The sequence below is a fragment of the Mucilaginibacter pankratovii genome (assembly GCF_014773265.1).
Classification (GTDB): domain Bacteria; phylum Bacteroidota; class Bacteroidia; order Sphingobacteriales; family Sphingobacteriaceae; genus Mucilaginibacter; species Mucilaginibacter pankratovii.
Map to the genome: position 1 here is coordinate 80714 of NZ_JACWMY010000015.1, position 19123 is coordinate 99836.

The 19123-nt window shown below is 45.5% G+C and carries 14 protein-coding genes; 8 read left to right on the forward strand and 6 right to left on the reverse strand.

The annotated features are described in order from the left end of the window. Positions 1-5 precede the first annotated feature (5 nt). Both IDJ77_RS24105 and IDJ77_RS24110 read left to right on the forward strand, forming a co-directional pair. Positions 6-1334 (forward strand): ABC1 kinase family protein, encoded by a 1329-nt coding sequence (locus tag IDJ77_RS24105; protein ID WP_191191546.1) that lies wholly within the window; start codon positions 6-8, stop codon positions 1332-1334. Between the two features lie 54 nt (positions 1335-1388). Continuing rightward, positions 1389-1955 (forward strand): hypothetical protein, encoded by a 567-nt coding sequence (locus IDJ77_RS24110; protein ID WP_191191547.1) that lies wholly within the window; start codon positions 1389-1391, stop codon positions 1953-1955. A gap of 2 nt (positions 1956-1957) precedes the next feature. Here IDJ77_RS24110 and IDJ77_RS24115 read toward each other — a convergent pair whose 3' ends face one another. Continuing rightward, on the reverse strand, positions 1958-2170 hold the full coding sequence (locus IDJ77_RS24115) for a hypothetical protein (RefSeq protein WP_191191548.1): 213 nt from the start codon (positions 2168-2170) through the stop codon (positions 1958-1960). 276 nt (positions 2171-2446) lie between these two features. On the opposite strand from IDJ77_RS24115, the gene IDJ77_RS24120 reads away from it, so the two are divergent. The 3 genes from IDJ77_RS24120 (at position 2447) to IDJ77_RS24130 (ending at position 6185) form a co-directional block, all read left to right on the forward strand. Further along, positions 2447-3895, forward strand: a complete 1449-nt coding sequence (locus IDJ77_RS24120) for an SDR family oxidoreductase (RefSeq protein WP_191191549.1) — start codon at positions 2447-2449, stop codon at positions 3893-3895. Between the two features lie 84 nt (positions 3896-3979). Further along, complete coding sequence (locus IDJ77_RS24125; RefSeq protein WP_191191550.1) at positions 3980-4885, forward strand: TIGR01777 family oxidoreductase; 906 nt, start codon at positions 3980-3982, stop codon at positions 4883-4885. Further along, the gene (locus IDJ77_RS24130; RefSeq protein WP_191191551.1) at positions 4878-6185 is read left to right on the forward strand and encodes a cryptochrome/photolyase family protein; all 1308 of its coding nucleotides are present in this window, start codon (positions 4878-4880) and stop codon (positions 6183-6185) included. The genes IDJ77_RS24125 and IDJ77_RS24130 overlap by 8 nt, the downstream gene beginning before the upstream one ends. A gap of 2 nt (positions 6186-6187) precedes the next feature. Here IDJ77_RS24130 and IDJ77_RS24135 read toward each other — a convergent pair whose 3' ends face one another. The 4 genes from IDJ77_RS24135 to ggt form a co-directional block, all read right to left on the reverse strand. Continuing rightward, a complete protein-coding gene (locus IDJ77_RS24135) occupies positions 6188-7141 on the reverse strand; it encodes an FKBP-type peptidyl-prolyl cis-trans isomerase (RefSeq protein WP_191191552.1) in 954 nt (317 codons plus the stop codon). Between the two features lie 6 nt (positions 7142-7147). Further along, the gene (locus tag IDJ77_RS24140) at positions 7148-7642 is read right to left on the reverse strand and encodes an FKBP-type peptidyl-prolyl cis-trans isomerase (protein ID WP_191191553.1); all 495 of its coding nucleotides are present in this window, start codon (positions 7640-7642) and stop codon (positions 7148-7150) included. A 91-nt stretch (positions 7643-7733) separates the two neighbouring features. Then, positions 7734-8174 (reverse strand): MarR family winged helix-turn-helix transcriptional regulator, encoded by a 441-nt coding sequence (locus IDJ77_RS24145; protein WP_128535772.1) that lies wholly within the window; start codon positions 8172-8174, stop codon positions 7734-7736. Between the two features lie 178 nt (positions 8175-8352). Next, a complete protein-coding gene (ggt, locus tag IDJ77_RS24150) occupies positions 8353-10065 on the reverse strand; it encodes a gamma-glutamyltransferase (RefSeq protein ID WP_191191554.1) in 1713 nt (570 codons plus the stop codon). Between the two features lie 168 nt (positions 10066-10233). Between ggt and IDJ77_RS24155 the strand changes: the two genes are divergently transcribed. Next, the gene (locus tag IDJ77_RS24155) at positions 10234-10725 is read left to right on the forward strand and encodes a hypothetical protein (protein ID WP_191191555.1); all 492 of its coding nucleotides are present in this window, start codon (positions 10234-10236) and stop codon (positions 10723-10725) included. A 155-nt stretch (positions 10726-10880) separates the two neighbouring features. Here IDJ77_RS24155 and IDJ77_RS24160 read toward each other — a convergent pair whose 3' ends face one another. Continuing rightward, positions 10881-14618, reverse strand: a complete 3738-nt coding sequence (locus tag IDJ77_RS24160) for a S8 family serine peptidase (RefSeq protein ID WP_191191556.1) — start codon at positions 14616-14618, stop codon at positions 10881-10883. Between the two features lie 343 nt (positions 14619-14961). Here IDJ77_RS24160 and IDJ77_RS24165 point away from each other — a divergent pair, with 343 nt between their 5' ends. Both IDJ77_RS24165 and IDJ77_RS24170 read left to right on the forward strand, forming a co-directional pair. Then, complete coding sequence (locus tag IDJ77_RS24165) at positions 14962-18849, forward strand: T9SS type A sorting domain-containing protein (protein WP_191191557.1); 3888 nt, start codon at positions 14962-14964, stop codon at positions 18847-18849. A 1-nt stretch (position 18850) separates the two neighbouring features. After that, positions 18851-19099 carry a hypothetical protein gene (locus IDJ77_RS24170; protein ID WP_191191558.1) on the forward strand — a complete coding sequence of 83 codons (249 nt, stop codon included), beginning with the start codon at positions 18851-18853 and terminating at the stop codon, positions 19097-19099. Positions 19100-19123 lie beyond the last annotated feature (24 nt).

The following is a 19123-nucleotide window of genomic DNA, read 5'->3' on the forward strand; positions in this document are numbered from 1 at the left end:
TAATTATGAGCGACAATACAGCTAAAGAACAAAACAGTATACCTACCAGCAAGGTGGAACGCAGCGCCAAATTTGTAAAAACCGGTTTTAAAATTGGTGGCAACTATATAAAGCACTACTCCAAAAAACTCTTCAACCCGGAGATGGATAAATCCGAATTGAACGAGGATAACGCTACGGATATTTACCAATCGCTTAGCGAGCTTAAAGGCAGCGCCCTAAAAGTGGCGCAAATGCTAAGCATGGATAAAAACCTACTGCCTCAAGCCTATGTAGATAAATTCACGCAGTCGCAGTATAACGCGCCACCTTTATCCGGGCCGCTGATTGTGCAAACGTTTAAAAAATATTTTGGCAAGGAGCCCGGGCAGATCTACGATAAATTCAATATTCGCTCTACCAATGCCGCATCTATCGGCCAGGTACACCAGGCGGAACTGAAGGGCAAAAAACTGGCAATAAAAATTCAATACCCGGGCGTTGGCGATTCCATCTCGTCGGATCTGAAGCTTATTAAACCCTTCGCCTTCCGGATGCTGGGCATGAGCGAAAAGGAATTGAACATTTACATGATGGAGGTGGAAGAACGCCTGCTGGAAGAAACCGATTATGAATTAGAAGTGCGCCGTTCGATAGAATTTTCGGAAGCATGCGCCAATTTAAATAACGTGGTGTTCCCCAAATACTACCCCGAGCTATCCAGCAAACGTATTATTACCATGGACTGGCTGCAAGGCAAACACCTGCGCGAGTTTTTAGCCACCAACCCTTCACAAGAGCTGCGCGATCAGATAGGCCAGGCGCTTTGGGATTTTTACAACTTTCAGCAGCACGAATTGCGCGCCGTACATGCCGACCCGCATCCCGGCAACTTTATGATAACGCCCGATGGTAAACTGGGCGTGATAGATTTTGGCTGTATCAAAGTAATGCCGGAGGATTTTTATTACCCTTTCTTCGCGCTTACCTCTACCAATTTATTCGAAAGTAAGGAAGATACCATCAAGGCCTTCCGCAAGCTGGAGATGATATTGCCCAACGATACCCCGGCGCAGATAGAGTTTTATTACACCATGTTTAAGCAAATGATAGGCTTATTTGCCAAACCCTATATCACCAATGAGTTTGATTTTGGCGAAAAGGCGTTTTTTGATGAACTGTTTGGCTTTGGCGAAAAGGTATCCAAAATGCCCGAGTTTAAGCAGGCGCGCGGCGTAAAGCATTTCATCTATGTAAACCGCACCAATTTTGGCCTGTATAACATCCTGCACGAATTAAAAGCAAAGGTAAAAACCGATACTTATAAGCCGCATGTGGAAGCAGTTGGCACTTAGTAGCAGCTTGCAGCTATTGATTGTTTGCAATATATTTGATAAAACCTTTTCAACATGAAACGCCTGCCCCTGATTGCCTGTACGATGCTTGCCTTTGTTGCTTGCAAAAACAAGCCTGCACTGCCGCAAGCGCACGATATTGACTCGCTAACCATAAAGCAGGCTAACTACGTTTCTACAAAGGCCACCCACAAACCGGAAGTAGACACGCCCGAAAACATCGACCAGTTAGACCAATATGCAGATTACTACATAGTAGTTGCCGACACAGGTAAAAACTACTATGCCCTAAGGGAAAACATGCTGAAACTGCATGATACTACTGGTATTATTATAGATACCATGAATCGCTACTATAATAAAAAGAAAGACCTTATTATGGTGCCCGAAGACGATGCAGACGATATAATTGCGGGAGATTATTATCCAAGGCGCGACCCATCTAAAACCCTAAGCCTCGAATATCTGAATATTTACAAACAGGATTCAAAAAGAAATACTATTGCCTTGGTAACGGGCATTTATGATAACAAAGCCAGCGCAGATAGTGCGCTTAAATTATTGCCCGGCAATAAGGCCTTTGCCTTTAAGGGAAAAGTTTACGTAGGCTGCCTGCATTAAATTTAAATGTAATTCACTATCGCTACTAACGACAAGCCGAAAGTTGCTATCCAGCTGATAACAGATTTTACGTACCATGCCTCAATTTCGGCAACGCGGCCGGTGCCGGCGTACGATTTTGATTTGCGGTTGCAATAGTAGCCGTAAGTAACAAGGCCCGTCATAGCCAGGGCGAAAAAACAAATTAATAACTTTTGGAAGTCGTTTGTTAGCATATTAGTTCTGATGATAGATGTATACGTGTAAAATTAAAAATTGGATGCATCCATCACGCTTTTTATTCTATTAGGCAAAAATTTTACCAAATCGCACAATTGCGATTTTTGAATACTGGGCGTTTAAAAATCCTGATGATAAGTAAATATCCTCTTCAATCTCGCATAAATTTGGGGAATTACAGAACAGGTTGGGGCGCTTTGCCAAGTATAGGATATACGTACTCCTTATACCTCTATGTAAAACACACCCTTAATTTGGTTGTTGTATAACAAATGAAAGTGTTACTTGCCGGTGCTAACGGATATATAGGTACAAGGCTCATCCCCGTATTGCTGGAGAAGGGGCATAGTGTAGTATGCCTGGTGCGCGATAAGCGCCGCTTTCACGAACAGAACGACTACAGCGACCGGGTTACCCTCCTCACCGGCGATCTGCTGAAGGAAGAAAGCATAGAAGCCATTCCGCAGGATATCGATGCTGCATACTACCTGGTGCATTCTATGGCGCAGGCTGCCGATTTTGCAGCGCTGGAGGCGCTTTCATCACATAACTTTGCGCAGGCGCTTAATCAAACAAACTGCAAACAGGTAATTTATCTCAGCGGGATAGTGAATGATACAGGCTTATCCAGTCACTTGCTCTCACGCAGGCATGTTGAAGATGTGCTGAAGGAGTGTAAGGCCGCCATCACCGTTTTAAGGGCGGCCATTATCGTCGGCTCGGGCAGCTCCTCCTTTGAAATTATTCGCGACCTGACGGAGAAGCTCCCCATCATGACCGTTCCGCGCTGGGTGAACACCAAATGCCAGCCCATCGCTATCCGCGATGTATTGGGCTATTTGGAAGGCGTACTGCTGAACGAAAAGGCTTTCGATAAAACCTTCGACATTGGCGGGCCGGATATCCTCAGCTTTAAACAAATGATGTTGGTTTACGCCAAAGTGCGTAAGCTAAAGAGGTATATTATTACTATCCCATTTCTCTCGCCAAAAATCTCATCGTACTGGCTGTACTTTGTCACTTCTACCAGTTATTCGCTTGCGCAGAGCCTGGTAGATAGCATGAAGAACGAAACCATCATGAAAGATCATGATATTGATAATGTAGTAAAGCGCGATTGCCTTGGCTACGAGGAAGCGCTGCAACTCGCCTTTAAAAAGATAGAACAAAATTCCATTGTAAGCAGTTGGAAGGATGCCCTGAATAATGGCTACCTTACCTCGGGCTTTATGGACCAGATAAAAGTACCTCAAAACGGCACGCTGGAATACAAGGTAAAACAACCTTTTAGTCGCGATGGAGCCGAGGTATTAAAAAATATTATGGCTATTGGCGGCAGTCGCGGCTGGTATTATTGGGATTGGATCTGGAGCATCCGCGGTTTTTTGGATAAGCTTTTCGGTGGCGTAGGCAGCAGAAGGGGGCGTACCAGTAACATCAATGTTTCGCCCGGCGATGTGATAGATTTTTGGCGGGTATTGCTTGCCGACAAGATCAACCGCCGCCTGTTGCTCTATGCCGAAATGAAGTTACCCGGCGAGGCCTGGCTGGAGTTTAAAATTATTGAACGCAATGGCCGTACTTTTCTCAGCCAGGTAGCTACCTTTAGGCCCCGCGGACTTTGGGGCCGTATGTACTGGTACCTGATGTGGCCCTTCCACCTGTTTATATTTAAAGGAATGGCCAAAAGGATCGTAAATTTTGGAGAAGTTCATGGTTGATGGTAGCTGCTATTCGGTTACCATAAACTATAACCCAAAAATATCTTACTATGAACTATCATCTATGAACCATGAACTAACAACATGAATAAAAACATACTCATCACCGGCGGCTCGGGGCTTTTGGGGAAACAGCTTACAGAGGAATTATTGAGCAAGGGCCACACAGTAAGCCACCTTAGCCGCAGCAAAGGCAAAAACCCCAAAGTGAAAACTTTTTTATGGGATGTGGAAAAGGGGCAGATAGACGAGCATTGCATTGATGGTGTAGATACCATTATCCACCTTGCCGGCGCGGGTATTGCCGATAAACGCTGGACGGAAGAGCGCAAGCGCGAGATTGTAGAAAGCCGCACCAGATCCATCGGCCTGGTGTACGAGCTGATGAAGGCCAAGGCTAACCGCGTACATACCGTTATCTCCGCGTCCGGCGTGGGTTATTACAGCAACCGTGGCGACGTCGTATTAACCGAAGAAAGCGAACCCGCGCACGATTTTATTGGCACCTGCTGTATCGATTGGGAAAAAGCGGTAGATGAGGGTAAAGAACTGGGGTTACGGGTGCTAAAATTCCGCACCGGCGTTGTCCTCACCACCGATGGCGGTGCCCTGCCGCAACTGGCAATGCCAATAAAATTTGGCATCGGCTCGGCCTTGGGCACCGGCAAACAATGGATCCCGTGGATCCATCACCGCGATGTGTTAGATATGTATATGCTGGTGCTGGATGATGAAAAACTAACAGGCGTGTACATTATGGCTGCGCCAAACCCGGTAACCAATGCCGATTTAACCAAAGCAGTTGCCAGGCAGCTGAAACGACCGCTTTGGGCACCAAAAGTACCGGCGCTTTTAATCAAGTTGCTTTTTGGCGAAATGGCTACAATTGTGTTAGGCAGCACCCGCATATCGGCCCAAAAAATAATGGATGCCGGCTTCAAATTCCAATACCCCGATATAACATCGGCACTGCAAGAAATTTATGGATAACACAGCTATAACAATTTTTTGGTTCCGCCGCGACTTGCGCATAGCAGATAACGCCGGACTTTACCGTGCACTTAAAAGCGGCAGCCCGGTGCTCCCGCTTTTTATTTTTGATAAAGAGATATTGACGCAACTGGAAGATAAGGACGACGCACGCGTAACTTTTATCTATAATACTATAGACGAACTAAAGTCGGCTTTTAATAAAAGCGGCAGCGACCTTGAAGTGATTTACGATACGCCCGAACACGCTTTTACCCGGCTGATAAAAGACCATAAAGTTGCCGCAGTTTATACCAATCACGATTATGAGCCCTACGCTGCGGCACGGGATGAGGCCATTAAACAATTATTAGCCAAACACCGTATCGATTTTAAAACCTTTAAAGACCAGGTAATATTTGAGCGGAACGAAGTAACCAAAGATGATGGCAAGCCCTACACCGTTTTCACACCCTATAAAAACAAATGGTATCAAAAGCTAAAGCCTTTTTATCTGAAGGCCTACCCTACTGTAAAATATTTAAAGAACCTATATCCATTTAAAGCATCACCCCCCCCCTTATTAACAGAAATGGGCTTTATTAAAAGTGATGCCGGGTTCCCGGGTACAGATTATGAAAAATTCATCGATGATTATGCTGGGAAGCGCGATTTCCCGGCGATAAAAGGCACATCACATATCGGGCTGCATCTGCGCTTTGGCACGGTAAGCATCAGGCAATGTGCCGCCGATGCCTTTGAGGCAAACGAGAAAACCTGGCTGAACGAATTGATATGGCGCGAGTTTTACATGATGGTGCTATACCATTTCCCAAAAACAATGGACCATGCCTTTAAGCCCGAGTACGATAACATAAAATGGATAAACAACGAGCAGCAGTTTAAAGCCTGGTGCGATGGCGAAACAGGATACCCCCTGGTGGATGCAGGCATGCGCGAACTGAACGCCACTGGCTATATGCACAACCGGGTACGCATGGTGGTCGCCAGTTTTTTAAGTAAAGACTTGCTGATAGACTGGCGCTGGGGTGAACGCTACTTTGCACGTAAACTGTTAGATTATGAAATGGCCAGTAACGTAGGCGGCTGGCAATGGGCAGCAGGCAGTGGTACCGATGCAGCACCCTATTTCCGCATTTTTAACCCCGAATCGCAGCTTAAAAAGTTCGACCCGGAATTAGAATACGTAAAAAAATGGGTTCCAGAATATGCCGACTTCGGCAAATATCCAAAACCCATTGTAGATCACGCTTTTGCACGCGATAGGTGTTTAAAGGCCTTTAAAGCAGCCTTAACTTAATATTATTCTAACTGTGTTACCGTAGTTATCTGGAACTCGAACCTAAGTGGTGCGAACGACGGTATCGAACTTCCGGAAGGTGGAATATTACCATAACCCAGTCCCGATGGCAGTAGTAATGATATAGAGGTCCCGGCAGCAGCATGTTCTACCAAGCCTTCTCTCACACCCTTAACCAGGCCGGCAAGGCCATCGCTAACTGCCGGCGTAAATACATAGGCGGTAGTTTTGGATGCTTCGTCAAACGAAACTCCGTTTAATAATGCGCCAGTATACGTAGTGGTTACGATGGACAGATCATTGATCTCGCCAACTGTACCGGTACCCGGTGTAATTACTTTATAATATAAGCCCGAAGCTGTTTTAGTGTAACCACTTAAACTATTAGCGGTAAGATAATTGCGTATCACCAGGTCGTCGTACGCCGGCTGATCGTCAATTACGTGTACATAATACTCAAGCGATTGGTTACCTGCTATACGCGAATTTACGTTGGTAACACTACCGGTACCATAACCGCTTTTGCCATAGGCAAGGTGCGAAGGTACCAACAGGCGCATACTTGCACCTTTATGTTTAAGTAAATTATATATGCCGGTTTGCAGGCCCTTTGGTAAACCATCTTGCGCCAGGTGGCCCAGGTAATCGTAAAAATGGTTGGCAATGGTATCGCTGGATGTATACTTACCATCAAAACTTTTCAGGGTAAAAACCAGCGAAAGCCTGTCAGAATATTCCAGGTTAGGGCCGCTGCCCGGGTTTAATATCTTGTAGTACATCCCGGTAGTATCGCCGCCAACAGTATCACGAATAAAACCAGTAAGGCTGTTTGCTGCAATGTAATTTTGGATCTGCTCCTCGTCGTATTCTTTTATAGTAGGGTCAACGGTATCTTTTCGGCAAGCGCTTAAGCCGGCTGCGGCGATCAATAAAAAAGTAAAAATCTTTTGTTTCATCTAAAATTAGTTCGTTACATCTAAAAGTTGTATATTAAAATCAAGCACCGAATTTTCGGGCAAGCCTAAAGTTGGTTGAGGGTACGGGCCGTATGCATAACGCGACGGCAGCAACAATCGTACGGTGCCGCCTTTCTTAATTTGCGGTATGCCCAATCGCCAGCCTCTTATCACCTCACCCAGCGTAAACGAAGGATGGAAATTATTGCTTTGCGCAAACTCCTTCCCACTGGTTAATATGCTGCCTTTATAATCAACAGTTACCCTTGTGGAATTTGTGTACAGGTCGCTTCCTTCGCCGGGGGCTATCACAACATAAAAAACACCCGTGGTATCAATTCGCTTTGCAACTGCAGTAAGGCCGTTAGCGGCAATATAATCCTCCACTATCTTGTCATCAATAACGGCCTGTGCCCTTACTTCCTCCGCCACATCGAATCCTTTTTTACAAGAGGATAAGCCAGCGGCAAGTAATAATATGATAACCAGTAACCTGTTCATTCCTTTAATAATCCGCAAATTTATTGTTTTATATGGCAAAAACGGCAGCTTAACACTTTTTAACACTTCGGGGGTGTAAATACGCGTTGGTTTAAGGTTTGTAGTTGATGGTGAGCTGGTTTATTTTTTTCAGGATCTCGGTTAAATACAGCTTGTCGGCCTCGCTGATATGGGCGTTAAGGTAGTTATTAAACTGTTTCACCACATCTTTGGCCATCTGGCGTTTCTCTTTACCGAGATCGGTTAAAAATATTTTTACCGAGCGCTTATCACCTTTGTTGCTCTGGCGATAGATAAGCCCCGTTTCTTCCAGTTGGTTAAGCATCCGCGAAAGGCTGGTAGATTTTAGCCCAAGCAAAGCCGCGGCCTGCGATACCGTAGTACCTTCTTCATCAATATTGATGAGCAGGTAGCCTATAGACTGTGTAATGCCAAATTCCGTTACTATCTGGTTGTACCGGTTAGCAACGGTTTGCCAAACGATCTTTAAGAAGTAATCAATTGTTTCCTGGTGTTTTACACTGCTTCGCATACGGCAACAAACATAACATTTTTATATTGGTTTATAGATGATAGTTGATGGTTCATAGTAGCTCCAGTGTGGTTTATAGCTAACGGCTTAAGCTGGTTTTCAGTATCGATAATTTTCGTAAGATCAACTATAATCTTCTTTTCCTATGAACTATGAACCATCACCCATGAACTAAAAACTACCACCCCAATTTAGTATCGTCACCTCTCGGGTCGGCGCCACCTTCGTAGTAACCCCATTTGGTTTTCAGGATGCCATCTACCCGGCCTATAGCACCGCGTTTTTTTATCTTATAGCCCTTTTGCTTCAGTTTTTGTACGGTGAGGCTATCCAGGGCATCGGCTTCCATATCCACCTGATCGGGCAGCCACTGGTGGTGAAAGCGTTTTGCCGATACCGCTCCCTGCATACTTTTATCAAATTCTATTACATTAAGCACGGTTTGAAAAACCGAGGTGATAATGGTTGCACCGCCCGGGGTACCTACCACCATAAACAATTTGCCGTCCTTCTCTACAATAGTAGGCGTCATGCAGGATAACATGCGTTTGTTGGGCTGTATACTATTAGCCTTGCCGCCAACCAAACCGTACATATTCGGCGTACCGGGTTTCGAGCTAAAATCGTCCATCTCGTTGTTTAGCAAAAAGCCTGCGCCTCCTACAAATACATGCGAGCCAAAAGTATCGTTCAAAGTGGTTGTGATAGATACCGCGTTGCCATCCCTGTCTACAATAGAAAAGTGAGTGGTTTGGTCGCTTTCGTATCCAACAAAAGACCCCGGCAATATGGTGCTGCTTGGTGTGGCTGCATTCCAGTTAAAGTTGACCATACGGCTGATGATGTATTTTGTGTTCAGCAGGCTGTCTACCGGTACTTTGTAAAAATCGGGATCGCCAAGGTATTTAGAACGATCTGCATATACGCGGCGCTCGGCCTCAACAATCACCTGCACGGTAGAATCTTTATTGAAGCCCCATTTTTTCAATGGGTAACTTTCTACAGATTTCAGTAATTGCAATAAGGCTATCCCGCCGCTGCTTGGTGGCGGCATGGTAATAATTTTGTAGCCTTTAAAATCGCCGATAATGGCATTGCGCCAAACCGCATGGTAATTTTCCAGGTCGGCTTTGGTCATAATACCTTTGCCCGCGTTCATTTCGGCTACTATCAGGTCGGCAGTTTTCCCTTTATAAAAGCCATCGCGGCCTTTATCGCGGATCAGTTCCAGCGTATGGCCCAGGTCTTCCTGTACCAATATATCGCCTTCCTTCCAGTCAACATCCTTCATCAGGTAGCTTTTACCGGGGTTAAGCGATTTGAATTTTGCCTTATCGCGATTGATATCCCTGGCTATCCTTACGGTCATTTTAAAACCGTTCAGGGCCAGGTTGATGGCAGGCTGCACCAGGTCGGCCCATTTTAATTTGCCATATTTTTTATGCGCGGCCACCATACCATCCACGGAACCCGGCACGCCCGATGCAAAATGGGTATACAAACTCATATTGGGGATGATGTTGCCGGCGCTATCCAGGTACATATTGGCATTGGCTTGCGCAGGCGCCTTTTCCCTAAAATCGAGCGTATTTGTTTTGCCTGATGCCGAGCGGTAAACCATAAAGCCACCGCCGCCAATGTTACCTGCCTGCGGATGAGTAACCGCCAATGCAAACTGTACGGCCACCGCAGCATCTACCGCGTTACCGCCTTTTTTAAGCACATCAAGCCCGGCCTGTGATGCATCCGGATAGGCACAAACAACCATACCATTGCGGTACTGGCCACTTACATTTTGCCCCAATTGCCCTTTTACACAACCTGCCGTAAGGCATAAAAACAATATAGAACAGATTAATTTATGATATGTGCTGAATTTGTGATGAATCATCTTTAAACAAATATTTTCTGCCAAATTAGTCTATTTCGGTGTAAATATCCGTCCATGTAGTGTGTAATTTTCTTGTTGAGACCCAGCCATATTATGAAAAAAATCATATTCATTTTGGCCAAATAAGCATAAAACCTTAATTATGCCGTTGTATAGCAAACTACTATTATGAAAAAGATCTCCTTTATAGCATTTATTTTATGCTCGTTTTTACTTATCGCCAACCGATCGCAGGCACAGGATTATAAAACTGCCGTAGGTTTAAAATTCGGCGGATACGAGAACGGTTTTTCGGTAAAACACTTTTTAGACCAGGGTACCGCGCTGGAGGGTATACTGGGTATCCGTTCGCACGGAGCCGTACTTACCGGCCTTTACGAGTTACACCAGCCTGCCTTTAACACCGCGGGATTAAAATTTTATTATGGCTTTGGTGCCCACCTGGGTACAATAGGCAAGGGTAATTACAGGAATTTTGGCAACGACCAATATTACGACAGCAGCCACATCCTTTTAGGTGCCGACGGTGTGCTTGGCCTCGAATATAAAATAGCCGAAGCCCCTATCGCCGTCAGCCTTGATCTTAACCCACGCCTGGAGCTGGCCACCGGCCCGTTCTTTGACCTGGCGCCAGGATTGGGATTGAAGTATACATTTTAGGCTTGTTCGCGTTCGACATGCGGCGCGAACAGCCCGAACAAGCCCGAACACGTGCGATTTTAAAACGAATCGCTACTGAATAAGCCTGTAAAAACTATAAAAGCTTCCCTACACAAATGCCCGGCAATTGCCGGGCATTTGTGTTTTGTGCTGCACTACTTCACAATAATTATTTTTTTGGCATATACCTTTTGCCCTAATGTCACCTTCAACAAATAGGTACCCGGCAACTGGTTGGTGGTATTTATGGACGCGCTAAAGTTACCGGCCGCTATGGTTTGCGATTGCTCGTACACCACCTGCCCGGCGGTATTTACAATTTCTATTTTGGCGGTGCCCGCTTCCTTAGCCACAAACAACACGTTTAAATTCCCAATGGCCGGGATAGGGAAAATAGTTAAACCTATATCCGTGCTGGTATCTGGATGCTTGGCTACCAGCGCGAAGTTATACACGTCTGACCGGCTTACGCAGCCCGAATTTAAAGTTACCTCTATGGTGTAATTACCGCTTTGGATAGGTGTGTAAGTTGCACCCGTTGCACCAATTACGGCAACTCCATTTAAAAACCATTGGTTGCCTTCGGTAAAGTTAGAATTGAGCACATCGCCGGCCTGGGCGATAACCGGTTTAGTTACCGTTACCGGCAGGCGGGCGGCCGAGGGGCAACCCATGCTTTTTATATGCAGATCGTAAAAGTAATAGTAGAAACCTTTATAATAGGTAGTATCGTTAGCATTAGTTGGCGATTGCGCCGTGTTACCTGTAATGCTGAAAATGTTACCAATTTTAAAGGGATAACCAGTTACCCCGCTGTTGTTACGAAACACCGTTACCGTATTATCATACGTTGGCGTAATGGTATAAGTACCTGCAGTGGGCAGCGTTAAATTGAGCGTAACTATGGTACCCTGGTCGGCAGGGTCATCGGTCTGCGCGCCTTCACCCGGTGTGCTGCGGGTAGCTGTAGCATTAATGGTGGCCGACGATACCGTTTCGCCGTTGGCATTAGTTACCGTAAGTGTTAATTTACCGGAGTTGCCAAAGTACATTTTTGCAGTCTCCAGCACTACGGGCACATTGGTATATACCGTTACCGATGGCCCAAACTGGTTGTACCCGCCACCCGGGAACGCTGTTTTTGCTACAGGGCCAACATTGCCGCTAAAATCATTTAAACCGGCATAAAAAGTGTTGTTTACGGGCGCGGTAGTGGTTGAAGCTATCGGCCCGAACGTTACCGGCAAAGCAGCTGTTGGCGAGGTGTACCAAAGCAACTGCCCGTCGCCCGTGCCATTAAGCAGGTACGAATTGTTGTTACTGCACAAATATGCGCTTAAAGTGCCTAATGCAGGCGGCAGGCTTATGGTTACCGTACCGGTAGTTTTATCATTAGCACTTATGGGGTCTCCGGTTAAATGGGTTTCGGCAGTAATGGCGTATGTAGCACCCGCTACCGTATTAAACTTGCCTGCGAGGGTAAAATCAACCTCATCTAATGGGCTGATGGTACCTGTATAAACCTCATTAAAGGTAACTGCCGTATTATTTGGAGCCGTTACCGTAACGGTAACCGGCACATTGCTAATGCTGGCGCTGCCATAATTTTTCAGCCTTACAATAACCGCCGTGGCCACCGCGCAGGATGCACCATCCTCGGCATTAACAATAGCTGTTGCCCCGGCATCTGCCACGGGTTTTAAAAATTGTACGCGGTAGTCCTGCGTTTCGCCTTTGGCATAAGTACCGCAGGCGGCTATGGTTGATGCATCCGAAGTTTCGGTAAGTACCACACGCAGCAGGCCGAAGTTGCCGGGTATCACAGATAATGGCACGGTGATATTGCCGGTATAGGTAGCCGTACCATTTACCACGTTGGTTGTAGCAGCCAGTTCAAATATGCCATCGCCGTTCCAATCCACAAAAACTTTGGCTGCTTTATTAAAATTGCTGCCACAGGTACCCAGGGTGATGCTGAAGGGATATGTTTTTGCCTGTTCTAACTGTAAGGTGAGGTTGGTATAATCGGAATAACCGGTACAGCCGGCGGCGGGCGTATTGCTGATGTTGGAGAGCGTAAAATTATTCACCCGCGAATCTGCCGTTGACGCTGGCGCCGAAGTACAGTAAGCCGCCCCCCCTATCCCGGTAGCAATAAGCGAATACGCCTGGCTACCAGAAGACAGCGTGCCTTTGTGCGATACGGTAATGGTATATGTTTTACCAGGTGTAGCGTTGGCAATATACACCTGTTCGATATTATCGCGAATATTGTCGCCCGTGGTGGCTGCTGCCGAGGGGTTATCTGGTGTTAGCACGTATGGGTTAAAAATGGCAGCGCCATCGCTTACGCGGATATCCAGGTCGTTCACCAGCTTGGGCACGCGGCTGTTGATGGTGCCCTCGGCGTTCGGGATCCCTTGCGGATCGGTCCAGGAGATAGAAACCGCCAGCGGCCCGTTACCCGATGCGGTAACCGTGAACGTTTTACTTTGGCCCTGTGTTAGGGTATTTTCGCTGATGAGGCTTTTGCTGCCATTATCGGTAATGGCCTGCGCAGCGGCACGCATATTTAGCAATCCCCAGCCATAAATATAATCGGGGCCAGGGTTGCCGGCATCAAATGCCGTGTGGCAGGCAAGCCCTTTAAGGGTAGCGGCACGCATAAATGCGCCGGCATTTATTTTAGCATAGTATTCCTGCAACAGGTAAAGCGACCCGGTTACACTGGGTGCCGCCATAGAGGTGCCTGATAAGGTAAGATATGAATTTGGGCTGCTTACGCCGGTAGATAGTACGTTTTCGCCATTGGCCACAATATCGGGTTTAATACGGCCATCATCTGTTGGCCCCCAGCTGCTGAAATAGGAACTCACTACATCCGTGCGGTTAACAGGGCCATTGGGTAGCGCACCTACCGAGCCTACCGTTAATATATTTTTGGCAGTGCCTGTAGTGCTAATGATATCGTATCCATCGTTACTGCTGATGTTTGCCGGCCTGGGGCCTTTGTTGATGATAGAAGAATTGGTTTTAGTGGCATAACCATAATAGGTTTCGCCAACTGCCGGGCCATTGCTGCTACGGCTGTTACCTGCCGATTCTACAATGAGATAATAGGGCGCATTGTAGGCTATCCTGTCCCATGCCTGTACACGGGCATCGTAAAAACCAAAATTATAATCTTCGGTATCGCCGGGGAGGCCGTACCACTCCCAATGGCCCGCGGTGCCGTTGTATTCCCAGCCGGCCACATCCCCGTACGAGTGGTTGGAGAGGAGCAGCCCCGATGCCGCGGCGCTCATTTCAGATACATCGTTATCAAAATCCCAGGAGGAGAGCACAGGCGTATTGAATGCCATGCCCTTTGCCGGGCCGTAAACGCCTTTGGCTATCATGGTACCGGCCACGTGGGTGGAGTGATCCAGCACGCTGGCGGCATCTTTGGAAGTGATGGTTTTGCCCGAAAATTCCCCGTGAAAAGCGTATACCGAGCCGCCATCCCAAATGCCCAGCTTATTATTGAGAAAAGTGCTGTTGCCCGATAGGCCGAGCCCTAAAGCGCCGCCCGGCTGTACGGCATTGGTACCTATAGTAGCGGCAGAAATAGTATTGTTATGCGTAACCAGGTAAACCGGGAAGCCCAGGCTGTTTACCCCCTGTAATGTTTTAAGATTGCCTGTTTTTGTTTTACTGCTGATGGCCCAGCCGCGGCTTTTGGCCAGCGAAAATGCCTTTTGCTGCCCTGTAGTGAATGCCTGGTTAGCCTCTACGGAGATATGGTTGAGTTCCTGCTTTTTGGCGGCATCAACCAATGGTTTTTGTGCAAACGCCGGAGAAATGCAACACAGCAATAAAAAGCTCAGGTAAAAAGCAGCGCGAAATTTCCCCATTAAAATAAAAGTAGTGTATTTACAAGTTTCCGTATTTAATAGCGGATAAAAAAGGGAAATGCGGTATTTTTTGGGCCGCTTGTGTTTAAAGGGGGCGGCGACTCAAAAGCGGCGAAAAGTATGACATACAACCATGCAGATTTAGTGTGTATTATTTGCCTGTTTCCGGGTAAATAATACGCACCTACACAACCGCTAACCTCCAAAAATTAGCTGTAAATAAGCAAACCATCAGGGCCTTAATTCCGTATAAGTAATAAATGGTAAATATCAAACACAATAGCTTGATTTGCACCATTTTTGCTTATTTTTGCGTAAATAGAAAAATAATATCCCCAAAGCTTTGAAAAAACTATTACTTATATGTTCTATCCTTGTGTTGAGTAATACATTATACGCTCAACGCTATATTACCCGGACCTTTGGATATACATGTTATAATTTTTTCGATGACAACACCGTAGACAATACGAATAGTAATAACACTTTGGGCGTTTACGCGCCTGGTTTTAGCCCAGACCCCAATGTAAGCGGTAATAATACCACGGTTATTGTATCCGCCGGAACCACACTTAATTTAGCCAGCGGTTCCGGGAAAAGTTTAACATCGAGGTATTTGGCAACCCCAAAAGGAATCAGTTCGGATTTTATGCCCAACGCTACCGATGTTGCCTACAAAACCATAAATAGTAATGATTGGGAATGGTCGTTATTGTACAAGTCAAATTTAACAGGTAGCACCTATCCTACCACCCCACCAACCAACGTAACCACTGGCCTCACAACTGCAACAAATTCATGGCGCTATTGGTTATTTGCAAATACAAGCACTATTACGAGCAGCACAGATGGATTTTATTTAACGCAAAACAGCTCGGGCAACCTGGTAGTTTATGTAGTGAATAACGGAACAGCATATTCACTTATAACCAGCAACTCGGCCCTAACAAATGGCACCACTTACTGTATAAAAATCCAAAGGCTGGTTGGTGGTTCGTGGAGAATGTACCTGGATCCATACGCTACAAGTGTAACACAAGCCAAAACCTTACAATCTTCAACAACTACCACCAGCGATGGTCATCCATTCACACCGCTTACTTACTCGCAAACATATTTAGAAGCAGAGAACTCATCTGCGGCTACTGACGGAGCTTTTCAGTGGGATAATATTCATATGTATACCCGGTATTTAAAATTTACCAATATAACAAGTGCTGCTAACGGAGTTACCCAATCGCCCTTTTATGGCGGAATGGGTAATGTAATATTATGGGGATGTGCATTAGAAATGCGTGGAAATTACGACCTTGGCATAAGCGGGAGCTCGGAACTACAGATCACGAATAGCGGCTCAGCAGCCTCCAATTTTGCAAATGGTTTAACCCCATGCACCATATATAAAACTACTGACTCGTATTTTAGTACAACTTCTGCAAACACAACAGTTTTAACATCCAACTTTCAAATGTATAGTGGTACAGGGCAAGGAGGGATGAATGATGATGAAGTTACCTCCGGCAACACAGATGGTTCTTTATCTATACCGGTTTATTGGTTTATTGGGGCAACGGTAAATGCCTCTCCCACACCAGGCACATCCCTCACCATAAGTGGCGTGAGTGCGATTAAACAGGATGTAAATAACAATCCCGTAACCGGGACTGTTGTTTTTTCATCGGGCACAGGAGCAACTATTACTTTTGGCGACGTATGGGATTGGACAGGGAACAACGGTAGCTGGATATCAACATCAAACGCCTGGCTTAAAAACGGATCGACTTCAACTTCCCACCCGCAAGTCGCTTCTGATGTGGCGAGAATTGGAGTACTGTCCTACACAACCAATCAGCCCTTATTAACCGCAGCCAAAACTATAGGTGCCCTTATTTTGGGCGGAGCTACAGCACCAACCTTAACCACCTCAGGGAGTGGCACTTTAACCACAACCAGTTTAACTTTTGCAGGTACCGGGACGATTGCCGCCAGTGCAGCCGTTACTGTAAACGGTGATTTGAAGATAAATTCTTCTGCATTGGCTGCCGTAACCGGAGCAAGCATTTTAACAGTAAAAGGGAATTTTTCCAACGCTACCAGCGCCACCTTTACATCTATTGGAAACACTGTCGACTTTGCAGGCAGTACACAATCTATCAGCAATGCCAATACCACTTCATCAAACCCAACCGTCCAATTTAAAAATTTGACATTCACTGGCGCCGGCACCAAAACATTTTCGGGGGTTGGCTATACAAGTGTGGCATTTGATGGTTTAATGACTTTGGGGGCATCGGTTACCCTATCTATTCCATCATCCTCAACACACCTGCAATTTTTAACGGGCACCACTTTAACATTTGCACAAATAGCTACCATTCCAAGCACATCCAGTATACAGGGGAACATAGATTATTACGTCTATTTTCAGGGTGGATCAACTTTTCGCAGTTACCGGTCTATGGGGGCGCCGGTTTACACGGGGAGCTACAGCGCCTCTAATGGATCGTACAACCTTTCGAGCCTGAAAAATTCATTTATTATAACAGGCCCCAGCCCGAACGGAACAAACTTGTTTGATAAATCAACCAATAACGGTAATACACTAAAGTTTTACGCCTCGGCAACAGATACTTATACTTACGCATCTACTATAAACACCACAGTTGCTACCGGCACCGGTTTTTATATGTATTTCAGGGGCAACCGAACCCCGGTTGGCACATCATTCCCTACCACAGACCCGTACGGAGCCAAAACTAACAAAACTCTCGGAACACCAGTAGGCAGTTATGCAACACCAGAGGCGGTAACTTATACTTATACAGGGGTGCCCAATCAAGGGAATGTAACCTCTTCCATTCCAACCTGGAATGCTTTTACTACCCCGTATCCATACTACTTTATAGCTAACCCCTACCCGGCTACGTTTGATGCAAGCGCACTGATCAACTCCACTACTTATGCCTTCGGGACTCTTTACTATATTGCCCGGTATACCTGGACCTGGTCGCCTTCGGCCAGCGCCTACGCTGTTTACGACCAGGCTACGCCAGCAGCGTCTACAAATGGTGCTAAACGATATGTTATACCGGGACAAGGATTCTTTATACAAAACAATAATTTTGCAACATTTGCGACCCAAACTTTAACCATCACGGAGTCGATGAAAAGTACTGGTAACAGCCCAAATTCCGTACGTTTATTAAGCACTTCCGCTCCTGAAAAGGACGTCGACCCCCCGGTAATGCGATTGCAATTTTCTAAAAACAATTTCATCAATGATGAAATTGGCATAGTCCTCCAGAGTACCGCTAAAGATTCATTGGATAGGTCAGATGCTACTCACATGGGTGGTGATTACATGAACCTGACGACTATAACGCCCGACAATAAATACCTTGCTATTGACAAAAGACCGTTTACCGGCAACAAAATTGTTATCCCGTTGTTTATTAATGTAGCGGAGGATAGCATTTATACTTTCAAGAAAACCTTTACAAGTTCAATGATGAGCAATTATAAGGTGACACTTTATGATAGCTTACTCAATAATAACGTACAGATAACTAATCTCGATTATTCGTTTAACGTAGCCAGGTCTAAACCAGAAACATTTGGCGGTAAAAGGTTTAAGCTTATTATTGAGTCTTCGCCCGCGCCGACAACCTATTTTGATTTTGGCGGTAAGTTGAATGCCGATAGAAAGGCCCTCTTAAAATGGCAAACAAATTCCTATCGTTGGGGTACCACTTACCAGGTTCAGCGTAGCCAGGATAATGTAACATTTGTAAATGTTGGGCCAACTAAAATTGGGAATGAAACGGTAATAAACAATAATTTTGAAGTACTTGATGACGATATACAATTAGGTAATAATTATTACAGATTGGTACAAACCGATGTGTTTGATAATAAATCAATGTCAAACACTGTTCTACTTAAGATAACTGCTGATGTAGGCCCTGTGGATATTAAAAATGGTTTTAAGCTCTTCCCTAATCCGGTGAGTGATAAATTTTCAATTATTAGCGATAAATCGTACAGCGGAAAAGTTACCATGAGAATATTCAATACCAACAGCGACATTATAGTAACAGAAGCGTTTAACCAATTAACCGCGCTTGAACCTATACAGCAATATGTTAGCCAACTTAGGGCAGGTGTATATTTTGTGGAATTGAGAGATGTGAATACCAAGGTGCTTACCACACTAAAGTTTGTAAAACAGTAATATGATAGTAAAAAAGGATTTATCAGGATTAAAAAGGAAGTGTGTTGTAGTTTGCGTATTTCTGGTAATGATGTTCTTAACATTTGCTGCCCATGCACAGCCCGGCGACCCCGGAGATGATGATTGTGGCACCAGCCCCGATGACGAATGCTATGTTCCGCTTGATACCTGGGTATTTGTACTTGTAGCCATCGCATTCATATACGGAATGTATTATCTTCACAAAAAACAAAAAACCCTTTCCGCGTAAGCAAAAAAGCACAAATGATATAAA